This is a genomic window from Pseudomonas sp. GW821-FHT09E12 (assembly GCF_059416085.1).
The window spans coordinates 342,625-358,495 of record NZ_JBWKOM010000001.1 but is presented as its reverse complement, the minus strand read 5'-3'; the positions used below and the strand labels follow the sequence as shown (position 1 = coordinate 358,495).

Below are 15,871 nucleotides of genomic sequence, written 5' to 3'. Positions count from 1 at the left end.
TTGTTGTTCATCGGATCCGTGCAACCGCCTCGTGGAGCCAAGGCAAGAGCCTGATAAACAAAGGGTTCAGAGGTTTTTCGGCACTACCTCGTTGGAGGTAGGCGGCGCAAGCATAGGCCCATGAGGCCCCGGGCTTCCTTGACCCGGGTCAAGTTTTTACCGGGTTCGCCTCTCTAGTCTGCGGCCATGAATGACTGACTGGAGAGCGAGATGACCCAACCGCGTGTACGACAAGGCCTGGTGCTGGGCATGAGTACGCTGGCCTTCACCGTGTGCTTCATGGTCTGGATGATGTTCGCGGTGCTCGGTGTGCCGATCAAGGCGCTGCTTGCGCTCAACGAAACCCAGTTCGGCCTGCTGGCCGCCACCCCGGTGCTCACCGGTTCGCTGGCACGCCTGCCGCTGGGCCTGCTGACCGACCGCTTTGGCGGACGCAGCGTGTTCTTCCTGCTGATGCTGTGCTGCGTGTTGCCGCTGTACCTGATCAGCCACGCCACGGCCTACTGGCAGTTCCTGGTCCTGGGCCTGTTCGTCGGCCTGGCCGGCGGTTCGTTTTCGGTGGGCATCGCCTACGTCGCCAAGTGGTTCGACCAGGACAACCAGGGTTTCGCCATGGGCATCTTCGGCGCCGGTAACGCCGGTGCCGCGCTGACCAAGTTTCTCGCCCCGGCGCTGATCGCCGCCGGCAGCTGGCAGCTGGTGCCGAAAACCTTCAGCGCCATCCTGTTTATCACCGCGCTGCTGTTCTGGTTTCTCAGCGCCGACAACAAGGCCCATCGCAGCGCCTCTGGCGCCACCCTGCGCGAGCAGTTGGGCGCGTTGAAGGACCCGGCGGTGTGGCGCTACTGCCAGTACTACTCGATCGTCTTCGGCGGCTACGTGGCCCTGGCGCTGTGGATGACCCAGTACTACGTGCAGGAATACGGTTTCAGCCTGCAGAGCGCGGCGCTGCTGGCCGCCTGTTTCTCGCTGCCGGGTGGGGTGCTGCGCGCCGTCGGCGGCTGGATGTCGGACCGCTGGGGCGCCCAGAGCGTGACCTGGTGGGTGCTCTGGGTCAGCTGGATCTGCCTGTTCCTGCTGTCCTACCCGCAGACCCAGCTGCAAGTGCGCACCGTCGACGGCGCCCTGGATTTCCACATCGGCCTGAATCCTGCGTTGTTCACCGTGCTGCTGTTCGTCATGGGCATCGCCTTCGCCTTCGGCAAGGCCTCGGTGTTCAAGTACATCGCCAACGACTACCCACAGAACATGGGTGCGGTGTCCGGCATCGTCGGCTTGGCCGGCGGCCTGGGCGGCTTCGTCCTGCCAATCCTGTTCGGCGCCCTGGTGGACCTCACCGGCGTGCGCTCTTCCTGCTTCATGTTGATGTACGGCGTGGTCTGGGTGTCGCTCACCTGGATGTACTTCAGCGAAATCCGCAAGCGCCCGCTGCTGGGCAAACAGCCGCCGGCCACCTCGTCCCCGTTTTCCAGCATTGCCCAAGGAGAAGAACATGTCGGTTCTTGATAAGCCCGATTCAGGCCCGTTGATTCATGACTGGCGCCCGGAAGACCCCGCTTTCTGGGGGCGCAGCGGCAAGCAGACGGCGACCCGCAACCTGTGGATCTCGATTCCCGCGCTGCTCTTGGCCTTTGCCGTGTGGATGGTCTGGAGCACGGTGATCGTGCGCCTGAACGCCATCGGCTTCAGCTTCAGCACCGACCAGCTGTTCTGGCTGGCGGCGTTGCCGGGGCTGTCCGGCGCCACCTTGCGGGTGTTCTATTCGTTCATGGTGCCGATCTTCGGCGGCCGCCGCTGGACCGCCCTGAGCACCGCCTCGTTGCTGCTGCCGTCGCTGTGGATGGGCTTTGCCGTGCAGGACCCGAACACCCCCTACAGCGTGTTCGTGCTGATCGCGCTGCTTTGCGGTTTCGGTGGCGGCAACTTTGCCTCGAGCATGTCCAATATCAGCTTCTTCTACCCCAAGTCGCAGCAGGGCACGGCCCTGGGCCTGAATGCCGGGCTGGGCAACCTCGGGGTGTCGGTGATGCAGTTCTGCGTGCCGCTGGTGATCACCTTCGGCCTGTTCGGCTGGCTCGGCGGGCAACCCCAGGTACTGGCCGACGGCAGCCAGCTGTGGCTGCAGAACGCCGGGTTTGTCTGGGTGCCGTTCATTATCGCGGTGACCCTGCTGGCCTGGTTCGGCATGAATGACCTGTCCAGCGCCAAGGCTTCGTTCAGCGAGCAGGCGGTGATCTTCAAGCGCAAGCACAACTGGCTGATGTGCTGGCTGTACCTGGCGACCTTCGGTTCGTTCATCGGCTTCTCGGCGGCTTTTCCAATGCTGATCAAGACCGCGTTCCCGGACGTGGTGGCGCTGAAGTTCGCCTTCCTCGGCCCGCTGGTGGGCGCCCTGGTGCGGCCGCTGGGCGGCTGGCTGGCGGACAAGCTGGGCGGTGCCCGGGTGACCTTGTGGAACTTCGTGGCGATGATCGTGATGGTCTTCGGGGTCTTGCACTTTCTTCCGCATAACGGCGCCGGCGGCAACTTCTACGGCTTCCTCGGCCTGTTCATGCTGCTGTTCATCACCACCGGCATCGGCAACGGCTCCACCTTCCGCATGATCCCGGTGATCTTCCGCACCCTGCACGAAAAGGCCGCCGCCGGGCAAAGCGCCGCGGTGCGCGAGCAGGCGCAAAAGAACGCCGGCAAGGAGTCGGCCGCGGTGCTCGGTTTCAGCTCGGCCATGGGCGCCTTCGGCGCGTTCTTCATCCCCAAATCCTTCGGCACTTCCATGGCCCAGACCGGCGGCCCGGAGATGGCCTTCTACATGTTCGTCGGCTTTTACCTGAGCTGCATCGTGGTGACCTGGTGGTGGTACGCGCGCAAAGGCGCGGCGACTCCCTGCTGACACGACCCGAATCCAAACCTTGCCCGGTCGGGGCATAGAACCCCGCGGCAAGCCTGAGAGGAAAGCACCATGAGTCATTTGTTGGATCAACTGCGGTTTTTCAACCGCAAGCAAAGCGAGTTCGCCGAGGGCCACGGGGAAACCCGCAAGGAGTCCCGCGACTGGGAAAACGTCTACCGCTCGCGCTGGCAGTACGACAAGATCGTGCGCTCCACCCACGGGGTCAACTGCACCGGTTCCTGCTCGTGGAAGATCTATGTGAAGAACGGCCTGATCACCTGGGAAACCCAGCAGACCGACTACCCGCGCACCCGCAACGACCTGCCCAACCACGAGCCGCGCGGCTGTCCGCGGGGCGCCAGCTACAGCTGGTACATCTACAGCGCCAACCGCCTGAAGTACCCGAAGATCCGCAAGCCGCTGCTCAAGCTGTGGCGCCAGGCGCGGCAGACTATGGCGCCGGTGGAGGCCTGGGCGAGCATCGTCGAGGACCCGGCCAAGGCCGAGTCGTACAAGAGCAAGCGCGGCATGGGCGGCTTCATCCGTTCCAGCTGGGATGAGGTCAACGAGATCATCGCCGCGGCCAACGTCTACACCATCAAGCAGTACGGCCCCGACCGGGTCGTCGGTTTCTCGCCGATCCCGGCCATGTCGATGGTCAGCTACGCTGCCGGCGCCCGTTACCTGTCGCTGATCGGCGGCGCCTGCCTGAGCTTCTACGACTGGTACTGCGACCTGCCACCGGCCTCGCCGATGGTCTGGGGCGAGCAGACCGACGTGCCGGAATCGGCCGACTGGTACAACTCCAACTACATCATCGCCTGGGGTTCCAACGTCCCGCAGACCCGTACCCCCGACGCGCACTTCTTCACCGAGGTGCGCTACAAGGGCACCAAGACCGTGGCCATCACCCCGGACTATTCGGAAGTGGCCAAGCTCACCGACCTTTGGCTCAACCCCAAGCAGGGCACCGACGCGGCGCTGGCCCAGGCCTTCAACCATGTGATCTTCAAGGAGTTCCACCTCGACCGCCCGAGCGCCTATTTCACCGACTACGCCAAGCGCTACACCGACCTGCCGGTGCTGGTGCTGCTCAAGCCGATGCTCGGCACCGCGCCGGGGGCCGGCTACCAGCCGGACCGCTTCCTGCGCGCCTCGGACCTGGCCGGCAACCTCGGCCAGGACAACAACCCGCAATGGAAGACCATCGCCATCGACGCCAGCGGCGAGCTGGTGTCGCCCCAGGGCTCCATCGGCTACCGCTGGGGCGAGCAGGGCAAGTGGAACATCCTCGCCCGGGAAGGCGGCGCGGGGCGTGAGATCGACCTGAGCCTGAGCCTGATCGGTGGCGATGTCGCCGAAGTGGCCTTCCCGTATTTCGCCGGGGAAATCCAGGAGCACTTCCAGCATGTGGCCGGCGACGCCGTGCAATACCGCCGCGTGCCGGTGCGCAGCCTGACCCTGGCCGACGGCAGCCAGGTCAAGGTGGCCACGGTGTTCGACCTGTCGGCGGCCAACCTGGCCATCGACCGTGGCCTGGGCGGCGCCAATGTGGCCAAGGACTACGACGACGCCAGCGTGCCCGGCACCCCGGCCTGGCAGGAGCAGATCACCGGCGTCAGCCGCGAGAAAGCCATCCAGATCGCCCGCGAGTTCGCCGACAACGCCGACAAGACCCGTGGCCGCTCGATGATCATTGTCGGTGCGGCGATGAACCACTGGTACCACATGGACATGAACTACCGCGGGCTGATCAACATGCTCATGCTCTGCGGTTGCGTCGGCCAGACCGGTGGCGGCTGGGCCCACTATGTCGGCCAGGAAAAACTCCGCCCGCAATGCGGCTGGCTGCCCCTGGCGTTCGGCCTGGACTGGAGCCGGCCGCCACGGCAGATGAACGGCACCAGCTTCTTCTACGCCCACAGCTCGCAATGGCGCCACGAGAAGATGAGCATGCACGACGTGCTCTCGCCGCTGGCCGACAAGAGCCAGTTCCCCGAGCACGCCCTGGACTACAACATCCGCGCCGAACGCGCCGGCTGGCTGCCCAGCGCGCCGCAGCTCAACAGTAACCCGCTGCACATCTGCCGCGACGCCGCAGCACTCGGCATGACGCCCAAGGACTATGTGGTCAAGTCGTTGCATGAGGGTTCGCTGCGTTTCGCCTGCGAACAGCCGGACAGCCCGCAGAACTTCCCGCGCAACATGTTCATCTGGCGTTCCAACCTCCTGGGCTCCTCGGGCAAGGGCCACGAGTACATGCTCAAGTACCTGCTCGGCACCCGTAACGGGGTGATGAACGAGGACATCGGCCAGGTCGGCGACTGCAAGCCGCAGGAAGCCGAATGGGTGGACCAGGGCGCGATCGGCAAGCTCGACCTGGTCACCACCCTGGACTTCCGCATGTCCTCGACCTGCGTGTATTCCGACATCGTCCTGCCGACCGCGACCTGGTACGAGAAGGACGACATGAACACCTCGGACATGCATCCCTTCATCCACCCGCTGTCGGCGGCCATCGACCCGGCCTGGGAATCGCGTTCCGACTGGGAGATCTACAAGGGCATCGCCAAGGCGTTCTCCAGCATGGCGGTGGGGCACCTGGGCGTGGAGCAGGACCTGGTCACCGTGCCGCTGATGCATGACAGCGTCGGCGAGCTGGCCCAGCCGTTCGGCGGCACCGACTGGAAAACCGCGGGCGTGGCCCCGCAGCCGGGCAAGAACGCGCCGAACCTGCAAGTGGTGGAGCGCGACTACCCGAACATCTACAAGCAATTCACCTCCCTCGGGCCGCTGCTGGAAAAACTCGGCAACGGCGGCAAGGGCATCAACTGGAACACCGAGGAGGAGGTGAAATTCCTCGGCGAGCTGAATTACCGCGAGGGCGCGGCGGGCATCAGCCAGGGCCGGCCGAAGATCGACACGGCGATCGACGCCGCCGAGGTGATCCTGTCCCTGGCCCCGGAAACCAACGGCCATGTGGCGGTCAAGGCCTGGGCCGCGCTGTCCGAGTTCACCGGCATCGACCACAGCCACCTGGCGCTGTCCAAGGCCCACGAGGCGATCCGCTTCCGCGATATCCAGGCGCAGCCGCGCAAGATCATTTCCAGCCCCACCTGGTCGGGCCTGGAGGACGATCACGTCAGCTACAACGCCGGCTACACCAACGTCCACGAGAACATCCCGTGGCGCACCATCACCGGCCGCCAGCAGTTCTACCAGGACCACCCGTGGATGCAGGCGTTCGGCGAACAACTGATGAGCTACCGGCCGCCGGTCAACACCCGGACCATCGAGGCGGTGAAGGGCAAGCGCACCAATGGCCACCCGGAAATCGTCCTCAACTGGATCACCCCGCACCAGAAATGGGGCATCCACAGCACCTACAGCGACAACCTGCTGATGCTCACCCTGAGCCGTGGCGGGCCGATTGTCTGGCTCTCGGAAATCGACGCGAAGCGCGCCGGTATCGAGGACAACGACTGGATCGAATGCTTCAACGCCAACGGCGCGGCGACCGCCCGGGCGGTGGTCAGCCAGCGGGTCAAGGAAGGCATGGTGATGATGTACCACGCCCAGGAACGGATCGTGAACGTGCCCGGCTCCGAGACCACCAAGACCCGTGGCGGCCACCACAACTCGGTCACCCGGGTGGTGCTCAAGCCGACCCACATGATCGGCGGCTATGCCCAGCAGGCCTACGGTTTCAACTATTACGGCACGGTCGGTTGCAACCGCGACGAGTTCGTCGTGGTGCGCAAGATGGCCCGCGTCGACTGGCTCGATGGCTCGGACGGCGATGAGCTGCCACGCCCCCTGCCGACCGAGATGGATTGAGGAGTTGTCATGAAGATTCGTTCACAAATCGGCATGGTCCTGAACCTGGACAAATGCATCGGCTGCCATACCTGCTCGATCACCTGCAAGAACGTCTGGACCAGCCGCGAAGGCATGGAATACGCCTGGTTCAACAACGTCGAGACCAAGCCCGGGATCGGCTACCCGAAAGAATGGGAAAACCAGGACAAGTGGAAGGGCGGCTGGGTGCGCAACGCCAACGGCTCGATCAACCCGCGCATCGGCGGCAAGTTCCGGGTGCTGGCGAACATCTTCGCCAACCCCGACTTACCGAGCCTCGACGACTACTACGAGCCGTTCGACTTCGATTACCAGCACCTGCACACCGCGCCCCTGGGCGACCACCAGCCGACCGCGCGGCCGCGTTCGGTGGTGTCCGGCAAGCGCATGGAAAAGATCGAGTGGGGGCCGAACTGGGAGGAGATCCTCGGCAGCGAGTTCGCCAAGCGGCGCAAGGACCGGAACTTCGACCAGATCCAGGCGGACATCTACGGCGAGTACGAAAACACTTTCATGATGTACCTGCCGCGTCTGTGCGAGCACTGCCTGAACCCGGCGTGCGCGGCGTCCTGCCCGAGCGGGGCGATCTACAAGCGCGAGGAGGACGGCATCGTCCTGATCGACCAGGAGAAGTGCCGCGGCTGGCGCATGTGCATCAGCGGCTGCCCGTACAAGAAGATCTATTTCAACTGGAAGAGCGGCAAGTCGGAGAAGTGCATCTTCTGCTACCCACGGATCGAGGCAGGCATGCCCACCGTGTGCGCCGAGACCTGTGTCGGGCGCATCCGCTACCTCGGCGTGCTGCTGTATGACGCCGACCGCATCGCCGAGGTGGCGAGCACCGCCAGCGAGCAGGACCTGTACGAGAAGCAGCTGGAAATCTTTCTCGATCCGCATGACCCGGCAGTGATCCGCCAGGCCCAGGAAGACGGGGTGCCGCAGTCGGTGATCGACGCCGCGCAGCGTTCGCCGGTGTACAAGATGGCGGTGGACTGGAAGCTGGCGCTGCCGCTGCACCCGGAATACCGCACCTTGCCGATGGTCTGGTACGTGCCGCCGCTGTCGCCGATCCAGAACGCCGCGGCCGCCGGCACCGTGGGCATGAACGGGGTGATCCCGGATGTCGACAGCCTGCGCATCCCCCTGCGTTACCTGGCCAACCTACTGACCGCGGGCGACGAAAAACCGGTCAAGCGCGCCCTCAAGCGCCTGCTGGCGATGCGTGCCTACAAGCGCGCCGAGCAGGTCGAAGGCGTGCAGGACCTGCAAGTGCTGGAGGAGGTCGGCCTGAGCGTGAGCCAGGTCGAGGAGATGTACCGCTACCTGGCCATCGCCAACTACGAAGACCGCTACGTGGTGCCCAGCGCGCACCGCGAGGAAGCCATGAGCGATGCCTTCGCCGAGCGTTCCGGTTGCGGCTTCAGTTTCGGCAGTGGCTGCAGCGGCAGCTCCGACACCAACATGTTCGGGGCGAAGAAGGCCAACCGCCGCGACGTCCTGAAAACCGTGCAACTGTGGGAGGAATGAGCATGCGCATCCTGAAAGTGATTTCGCTGCTGCTCGACTACCCGAGCGCAACCCTGGTCGAGGGCCGCGACGAACTGGAGCAGGCGATCATCCAGGCCCGGGAAATCAGCCCGAAGCAGCGCGGCGCGCTGTTCGAGCTGCTGGAGCTGCTCTGCACCAACGACCTGATGGATGGCCAGGAGCACTACGGCGCGCTGTTCGGTCGTGGCCGCTCGCTGTCGTTGCTGTTGTTCGAGCATGTGCACGGCGAGTCCCGCGACCGCGGCCAGGCCATGGTCGACATGCTCGCCCAGTATGAAGCCGCGGGCTTTGCCATCGGTATCAAGGAGCTGCCGGACTACATCCCGCTGTACCTGGAGTTCCTTTCCACCCGCGACGATCTCGAGGCCCGCGAGGGCCTGGCCGATGTCGCGCACTTGCTGGCCCTGCTCGCGGCGCGCCTGGAGGAACGCGAGAGCGCCTATGCCAGTTGCTTGCGCGCCTTGCTGCAAATCGCTGGCGCGGAGCCGCACCAGGCGGTGGCCGACCTGCGCGAACAGGTGGCGGCCGAGCCGCGCGACGACTCCCTTGAGGCCCTGGACAAGATCTGGGAAGAGGAGGCGGTGGACTTTCTCAAGGCCGAGCAGCAGGAGCGTTGCAGCGCCATGCCAAGCGCGCCGGGCAAGGCCCGGGAGGAAAGCGCGGTACCGCTGCACTGGGTGGATTTTCAGCATCAGGGGCTGGCCGCCGCGCCGGCCGGGGAGGTGGGCAATGTCTAAGTGGAATCTGTTGGTGTTCGGGATCTATCCCTATGTCGCCCTGGCGATCTGCCTGCTGGGTAGCTGGGCACGCTTCGACCTGTCGCAGTACAGCTGGAAGGCCGGTTCCAGCCAGATGCTCGACAAGCGTGGCATGCGCGTGGCCAGCAACCTGTTCCATGTCGGCGTGCTGTTCGTGCTGGCCGGGCACTTTGTCGGCCTGCTGACCCCGGCCTCGGTCTATCACCATGTGATCAGCACCGAGCACAAGCAGTTGCTGGCGATGGTCTCCGGCGGCTTCTTCGGCCTGCTGTGCCTGGTCGGTTTGCTGATGCTGATCAAGCGCCGTCTCACCGACCCGCGGGTGCGCGCCACCTCCAGCCCTTCGGACATCCTGATCCTGCTGGTGCTGCTGGCGCAGTTGCTGCTCGGCCTTTTGACCATAGTCGCCTCCACCGCCCATATGGACGGCTCGGTGATGGTGATGCTTGCCGACTGGGCGCAGAACACGGTGATGTTGCGGCCCATGGACGCGGCGGCGGCTATCGCCCCGGTCGGCCTGACCTACAAGTTGCACGTGTTCCTCGGCCTGACCCTGTTCGTGCTATTCCCCTTTACCCGCCTGGTGCACATGGTCAGCGCGCCGGTCTGGTACCTGGGGCGGCGTTATCAAATCGTTCGGCAGAAAATCTGAGGAGGCAGTCATGTCAGGTGGATGTGGATGTGGCGGCGGTAACGGCGGCAGCGGCGGTTGCGGGTCTTCGGCCCGCGAGGAAACGCTGGTGCCAGAGAGTGAAGTGGAGGTGGGCGTGCAGGCGTTCACGCCGCCGGGGCATGAGCCCGTGGCCGCGGACGAGGCGCCTGTGCAACTGATCGCCAGCAGTGAGCAGGAGTGGCCGATCATCAGTGTCAACCAGGTGTCGATCACCCCGCAGGCGCTGGCCCAGGAGCTGCAATATCACCCGGCGGCCAGCCGCGAGGAGGCGGTGTACCTGGCGGCCAGGGCCCTGGTGATCCGCGAGCTGTTGCAGCAGCGCATCGCCGAACTCGGCCTGACGTTGCAGATTGGCGCCGGCGAGAACCAAGAGGAGGCTGCCACCCGCTTGCTGCTCGAACGCGAGGTGCAGGTGCCGGAGTGCGACGAGGCGGCGTGCTGGCGTTACTACGACAACAACCGCGGGCGTTTTCACAGCGCGCCGTTGCTGGCGGTGCGGCACATCCTGCTCGAATGCGCGCCGGACGATGCCGGGGCGCGCAGCACGGCCCAGGTCCAGGCGGAGATTTTGCTGCAACGCCTGGACGAACAGCCCGACAGTTTCGCTGCACTGGCGCTGAAGTATTCGGCCTGCCCGTCGAAGGCCCAGGGCGGTTCCCTGGGGCAGATCAGCAAGGGCCAGACCGTGCCGGAACTGGAGCGCCAGCTGTTCAGCCTGCCGACGGGGCTGGCGGCCAAGCCGCTGGAAAGCCGTTATGGCTGGCATGTGGTCTGCGTCGATCAGCGGGTCGAGGGCCAGGCCTTGCCCTATGAGGCAGTGGCTTTGGTGATCCGCAACCAGTTGCAACAGGGCGTCTGGCAAAAGGCCGTGGTGCAGTACCTGCAAACCCTGGTCGGGGCCGCGGACATCCGGGGCATTCATCTGCAAGGCGCCGACTCGCCGCTGGTGCAGTAAGGGGAAGGCCATGAGCAATGTGATGCAGGACGGCTTCGGGCGGCAGATCGACTATCTGCGGATGTCGGTGACCGACCGTTGCGATTTTCGCTGCGTGTATTGCATGGCGAAGAACATGACCTTCCTGCCGCGCCAGCAGGTGCTGACCCTGGAAGAGTTGCAGCGGTTGGCGGCGCTGTTCGTCGGCCAGGGCGTGCGCAAGATCCGCCTCACCGGCGGCGAGCCGCTGATTCGCCCGGGCATCGTTGATCTGTGCCGCAACATCGCCGCCTTGCCAGGGCTGCGCGAACTGGTGATGACCAGCAACGGCTCGCAGCTGGAGCGCCTGGCCCGGCCGCTGGCGGAAGCCGGGGTCAAGCGGATGAACATCAGCCTCGATAGCCTGGACGGGCAGAAGTTTCGCGCCATCACCCGCAACGGCGATCTCGACCAGGTGCTGCGCGGTATCGAGGTGGCGCGCGGGGCGGGGTTCGAGCGGGTCAAGCTCAACTGCGTGGTGATGAAGGGCCGCAACTTCGAGGAAGTACCGCAACTGGTGCGGTACGCCATCGAGCAGCGCATCGATATCAGCTTTATCGAGGAAATGCCCCTGGGCGACGTCGGCCGTTCCCGGGGCGAATCCTTCTGTTCCAGCGACGAGGTACGGGCGCTGATCGCCAGCCGCCATGCCTTGCTCGACAGCGCCGAGAACAGCGGCGGGCCGGCGCGTTACGTGCGCCTGGAGCGCCATCCGCAGACACGCATTGGTTTTATCTCGCCCAACAGCCACAACTTTTGTGGCAGCTGCAACCGGGTACGCATGACCGTCGAAGGCAAGCTGTTGCTGTGCCTGGGGCAGGACGATGCCCTGGATCTGCGTGGCCTGCTGCGGCGTTATCCGCTGGACGACCAGCCGCTGATCGATGCCTTGCAGCAGGCTTTGCGGCGCAAGCCGTTGCGGCATGATTTTAGTCCGCAGGGGACGGTGCAGGTGGTGCGGTTTATGAATATGAGTGGGGGGTGAGATTGGGGGGATATCCGTTGCTGCGGTAACGGCGGCTTAGGGTTCCGCCCTTACGGCGGCTTACTTTTGAAGAGCGCAAAAGTAAGCAAAACGCTTTGCCCCACCACTCGGCACCTCGCTGAGGCTCGGTGTGCCCGAACGCAGGCATTACGGAGCGGGCCGCCGCCACGGGCCATCCATGGCCCGGGGCGGCTAAACCGGAATCCCTGCCGGTTTACCCGCTCCGTAATACCTCCGTTCGGCCAGCGTGGTTAACGGGGCGTCAGAGATCAAGATCAAAAGCCAGAGCCAGAGCCAAAACAAAGCCTTCGCCGGGCGAAGCTTGCTGTTTTTGCCACACTACGGCTCTTCTGCCGGACATGCTTTGTGTAGCCGCTGCCGAGCGCAGCGAGGCTGCGATCGGCCCGCAGGGCCGCTAACCCTGACACCTCGCAGGATCTGGGGAAATGCGGTGCCTGCCTGACGAGTCCTTCGGCCTCGATCGCAGCCTCGCTGCGCTCGGCAGCGGCTACAGGGAATGCGTTCTCAGGCCGGTCGGCAGGCCGCCGTCCTGCTTTTGATCTGAGCACCCCGTTAACTGCGCTGGTCGAACGCAGGTATTGCTCCGGGGGCACGCCGCCACAGGCCATCGCCACGCTACAGCTCTTCTGCCGGACATGCTTTGTGTAGCCGCTGCCGAGCGCAGCGAGGCTGCGATCGGCCCGCAGGGCCGCGAAACCTGACACCTCGCAGGATCTGGGGATATGCGGTGCCCGCCTGGCGAGTCCTTCGGCCTCGATCGCAGCCTCGCTGCGCTCGGCAGCGGCTACAGAGCCCACGTTCTCAGCCAGGCCGGCCGGCAGGCCGCCGTCTTGCTTTTGCTTTTGATCTGAGCGCCCCGTTAACCACGATGGCCGAGCGCAGGCATTGAGCCGTGGGTAACCCGGCAGGGATGCCGGGTTAGCCGCACTGGGCCATGGATGGCCCATTGCGGCGGCCCACGGATCAATGCCTTCGTTCGGGCATGCCGAGCCTTAGCGAGGCACCGAGTGGTGGGGCAAGAGCGTTTTGCTTACTTTTGCGCTCTTCAAAAGTGAGCCGCCGTAAGGGCGGAACCCTAAGTCGCCGTTACCCAAAAAATGGATATGTACACAAACCAAAAAATACTTGATCACGATCAATGGCAACCCAACCGCCACTCCGTAATCTCACTGCATCTTGTGTTTTAAGAATTAAAAACATCTATATGTAGTATGCGGAGGTCAAATGCACAGCACGCTGATCAGGGTGGGCAACAACCGCCTGCACAAACGCGATGGCAGCCGGGTTGCCTTCGATGCGGACAAGATCCGCCAGGCGTTGATCGCCGCCGGCAAGGCCAGCGGCGAGTACGCCGAAGTCGAGGCCGAGGGCTTACTCAAGGCGGTGCTGGCCCACCTTGAGGGGCATGCGCGGCTGCATGTGGAGCAGATCCAGGACCGGGTCGAGCGGGTGCTGATGGACGCCGGATTCTTCTTGGCCATGCGCGCCTACATCGTCTACCGCGAACAGCACGGGCGCCTGCGTCGCGACCGCAAGACCCTGGTCGAAGTGGCGGCCTCGATGAACGAGTACCTCGACCGAGAGGACTGGCGGGTGCAGGCCAACGCCAACCAGGGTTATTCCCTGGGCGGGCTGGTGCTCAACGTGTCCGGCAAGGTCACCGCCAACTACTGGCTGGATGAGGTCTACAGTGAAGCCATCGGCCGCGCCCACCGCGAGGCCGACCTGCATATCCACGACCTCGACATGCTCGCCGGTTACTGTGCCGGCTGGTCCCTGCGTACCCTGTTGCATGAAGGTCTCAATGGCGTGCCGGGGCGGGTCGAGGCCGGGCCGCCCAAGCACCTGAGCAGCGCCCTGGGGCAGATGGTGAATTTCCTCGGTACCCTGCAGAACGAATGGGCCGGGGCCCAGGCCTTCAGTTCCTTCGACACTTATCTGGCGCCCTATGTGCGCAAGGACCGCCTGAGCTACCCGCAGGTGCGCCAGGCGATCCAGGAGTTCATCTACAACCTCAACGTGCCGTCGCGCTGGGGTACCCAGACCCCCTTTACCAACCTGACCTTCGACTGGGTCTGCCCGGAGGATCTGCGCGAGCAGGTCCCGGTGATCGGCGGCGAGGAAATGCCCTTTGCCTACGGCGAGCTGCAAGCGGAAATGGACCTGCTCAACCGCGCCTATATCGAAGTGATGCAGGCCGGCGACGCCAAGGGCCGGGTGTTCACCTTTCCGATCCCGACCTACAACATCACCCATGATTTTCCCTGGGACAGCGAGAACGCCGACCGTCTGTTCGAGATGACCGCCCGCTACGGGCTGCCGTATTTCCAGAACTTCCTCAATTCGGACATGCAGCCCAACCAGGTGCGCTCCATGTGCTGCCGCCTGCAACTGGACGTGCGCGAGCTGCTCAAGCGCGGCGGCGGCCTGTTCGGCTCGGCGGAGCAGACCGGCTCGCTCGGCGTGGTGACGCTCAACTGCGCGCGCCTGGGCCATGTGTTCAAGGGCAATACCAGCGGCCTGCTGCAACGCCTGGACGCGCTGATGGAACTGGCGATGGAGAGCCTGGAGGTCAAGCGCAAGGTGATCCAGCACCACATGGACGCCGGCCTGTACCCCTACACCCAGCGTTACCTGGGCACGCTGCGCAATCACTTCTCGACCATCGGCCTCAATGGCCTGCACGAAATGCTGCGCAACTTCAGCGGCGACGAGCAGGGCATGCACACCGAACAGGGGCGCCAGTTCGCCCTCAGGCTGCTGGACCATGCGCGCGCGACCCTGGTGCGCTTCCAGGAGGAAACCGGCCATCTCTACAACCTCGAGGCGACCCCGGCCGAAGGCACCACCTACCGCTTCGCCAAGGAAGACCTCAAGCGTTACCCCGGCATTCTCCAGGCCGGCAGCCGCGAGGCCCCGTACTACACCAACTCCTCGCAGTTGCCGGTGGGGCATACCGACGATCCGTTCGAGGCGCTGGAGCTGCAGGACGAACTGCAATGCAAATACACCGGCGGCACCGTGCTGCACCTGTACATGGCCGAGCGGATTTCCTCGACCGCGGCCTGCAAGCAGCTGGTGCGCAAGGCCCTGGGGCGCTTCCGCCTGCCGTACCTGACGGTGACCCCGACCTTTTCCATCTGCCCGGTGCACGGCTACCTCGACGGCGAGCACGAGTTCTGCCCCAAGTGCGACGAAGCCCTGCTGCAGGCCCAGGCCACGGGCATGGCCACCGCGCACTGACCTGTCTTCCCCCAACTGCAAGGAGTTCCACCATGAACGCACAATCCACATTGCCCCAGGCGCAACGCCAGCGCTGCGAAGTCTGGACCCGGGTGATGGGTTATCACCGCCCGGTCTCGGCCTTCAACCCGGGTAAACAGTCCGAGCACCGCGAGCGCGTGCACTTCACCGAACAGGCCACCGTGGCCGGTTGCCAATGAGCCGAAAGATGCGGGTCGGAGGCATGGTGCCCCTGACCACTCTCGACTACCCGGGGCTGCTCGCCTGCGTGCTGTTCTGCCAGGGCTGCGCCTGGCGTTGCCGCTACTGCCACAACCCGCAACTGATCCCGCCGCGCGGCAGCGAGGAGCTGGACTGGTGCCGGGTCCTGAGTTTCCTGCAACGCCGCCAGGACCTGCTGGACGCGGTGGTGTTCAGTGGCGGCGAGCCGACCCTGCAGGACGGTTTGCCGGCGGCGATGGATGAAGTGCGCGCCATGGGTTTCCGCATCGGCCTGCACAGCGCCGGCATCAAGCCGGCGGCCTTTGCCCGGGCGGTGGCCGGCGCCGATTGGGTCGGCTTCGACGTCAAGGCCCTGGCCGAAGACGGCCCGATGATTACTGGCGTGCCGGGCAGCGGCAAGGCCAACTGGCGCAGCCTGGAGCTGCTGCTGGCCAGCGGCGTCGACTACGAATGCCGCACCACCGTGCACTGGCACCTGTTGCAGCCGGCCCGCCTGCTGCTCCTCGGCCAGCGCCTGCAAGCCCTGGGGGTCAAGCGCTTCGCGGTGCAGATGGTGCGCACCGCGCGCATGCTCGACCCGCAATTGCCGAGCACGCCGCAACAGGTGCTGGTGCCGGACCTGTGGCAGCACCTGCGTGAGATGTTCCCAGTGTTCGTGCTGCGCGGCTGAGGCGCTGGCGCGGATCGAACGGTCGCCGCC

The 15,871-nt window shown here is 64.9% G+C and carries 11 protein-coding genes; all 11 read left to right on the top strand.

Annotated features, from left to right (window positions below; all coding sequences use genetic code 11):
- Positions 1-210: 210 nt before the first annotated feature.
- The 11 genes from AC07PQ_RS01770 (at position 211) to AC07PQ_RS01720 (ending at position 15,841) form a co-directional block, all read left to right on the top strand.
- The gene (locus AC07PQ_RS01770; protein ID WP_007928740.1) at positions 211-1,506 is read left to right on the top strand and encodes an MFS transporter; all 1,296 of its coding nucleotides are present in this window, start codon (positions 211-213) and stop codon (positions 1,504-1,506) included.
- The gene (locus tag AC07PQ_RS01765) at positions 1,493-2,890 is read left to right on the top strand and encodes a NarK family nitrate/nitrite MFS transporter (protein ID WP_101338267.1); all 1,398 of its coding nucleotides are present in this window, start codon (positions 1,493-1,495) and stop codon (positions 2,888-2,890) included. The genes AC07PQ_RS01770 and AC07PQ_RS01765 overlap by 14 nt, the downstream gene beginning before the upstream one ends.
- 69 nt (positions 2,891-2,959) lie before the next feature.
- Entirely contained in the window at positions 2,960-6,727 is a 3,768-nt protein-coding gene (locus tag AC07PQ_RS01760; RefSeq protein WP_457276601.1) for a nitrate reductase subunit alpha, read from the top strand.
- Positions 6,728-6,736: 9 nt separating this feature from the next.
- Positions 6,737-8,275 carry a nitrate reductase subunit beta gene (narH, locus tag AC07PQ_RS01755; RefSeq protein ID WP_493184634.1) on the top strand — a complete coding sequence of 513 codons (1,539 nt, stop codon included), beginning with the start codon at positions 6,737-6,739 and terminating at the stop codon, positions 8,273-8,275.
- 2 nt (positions 8,276-8,277) lie between these two features.
- Entirely contained in the window at positions 8,278-9,033 is a 756-nt protein-coding gene (gene narJ / locus AC07PQ_RS01750; protein WP_493184635.1) for a nitrate reductase molybdenum cofactor assembly chaperone, read from the top strand.
- On the top strand, positions 9,026-9,706 hold the full coding sequence (narI, locus tag AC07PQ_RS01745; protein ID WP_493184636.1) for a respiratory nitrate reductase subunit gamma: 681 nt from the start codon (positions 9,026-9,028) through the stop codon (positions 9,704-9,706). Before narJ ends, narI begins: the two co-directional genes overlap by 8 nt.
- Before the next feature lie 10 nt (positions 9,707-9,716).
- Positions 9,717-10,682: a peptidylprolyl isomerase gene (locus tag AC07PQ_RS01740; RefSeq protein ID WP_493184637.1), complete on the top strand. Its 966-nt coding sequence runs from the start codon at positions 9,717-9,719 to the stop codon at positions 10,680-10,682.
- 10 nt (positions 10,683-10,692) lie between these two features.
- On the top strand, positions 10,693-11,685 hold the full coding sequence (gene moaA / locus AC07PQ_RS01735) for a GTP 3',8-cyclase MoaA (RefSeq protein ID WP_493184638.1): 993 nt from the start codon (positions 10,693-10,695) through the stop codon (positions 11,683-11,685).
- Between the two features lie 1,245 nt (positions 11,686-12,930).
- Positions 12,931-14,949, top strand: coding sequence for a ribonucleoside triphosphate reductase (locus tag AC07PQ_RS01730; RefSeq protein ID WP_493184639.1), 2,019 nt, complete (start codon positions 12,931-12,933; stop codon positions 14,947-14,949).
- Between the two features lie 32 nt (positions 14,950-14,981).
- Entirely contained in the window at positions 14,982-15,149 is a 168-nt protein-coding gene (gene nrdD / locus AC07PQ_RS01725; RefSeq protein WP_493184640.1) for an anaerobic ribonucleoside-triphosphate reductase, read from the top strand.
- Positions 15,146-15,841 (top strand): anaerobic ribonucleoside-triphosphate reductase activating protein, encoded by a 696-nt coding sequence (locus AC07PQ_RS01720; RefSeq protein ID WP_172963005.1) that lies wholly within the window; start codon positions 15,146-15,148, stop codon positions 15,839-15,841. The genes nrdD and AC07PQ_RS01720 overlap by 4 nt, the downstream gene beginning before the upstream one ends.
- Positions 15,842-15,871: the final 30 nt, after the last annotated feature.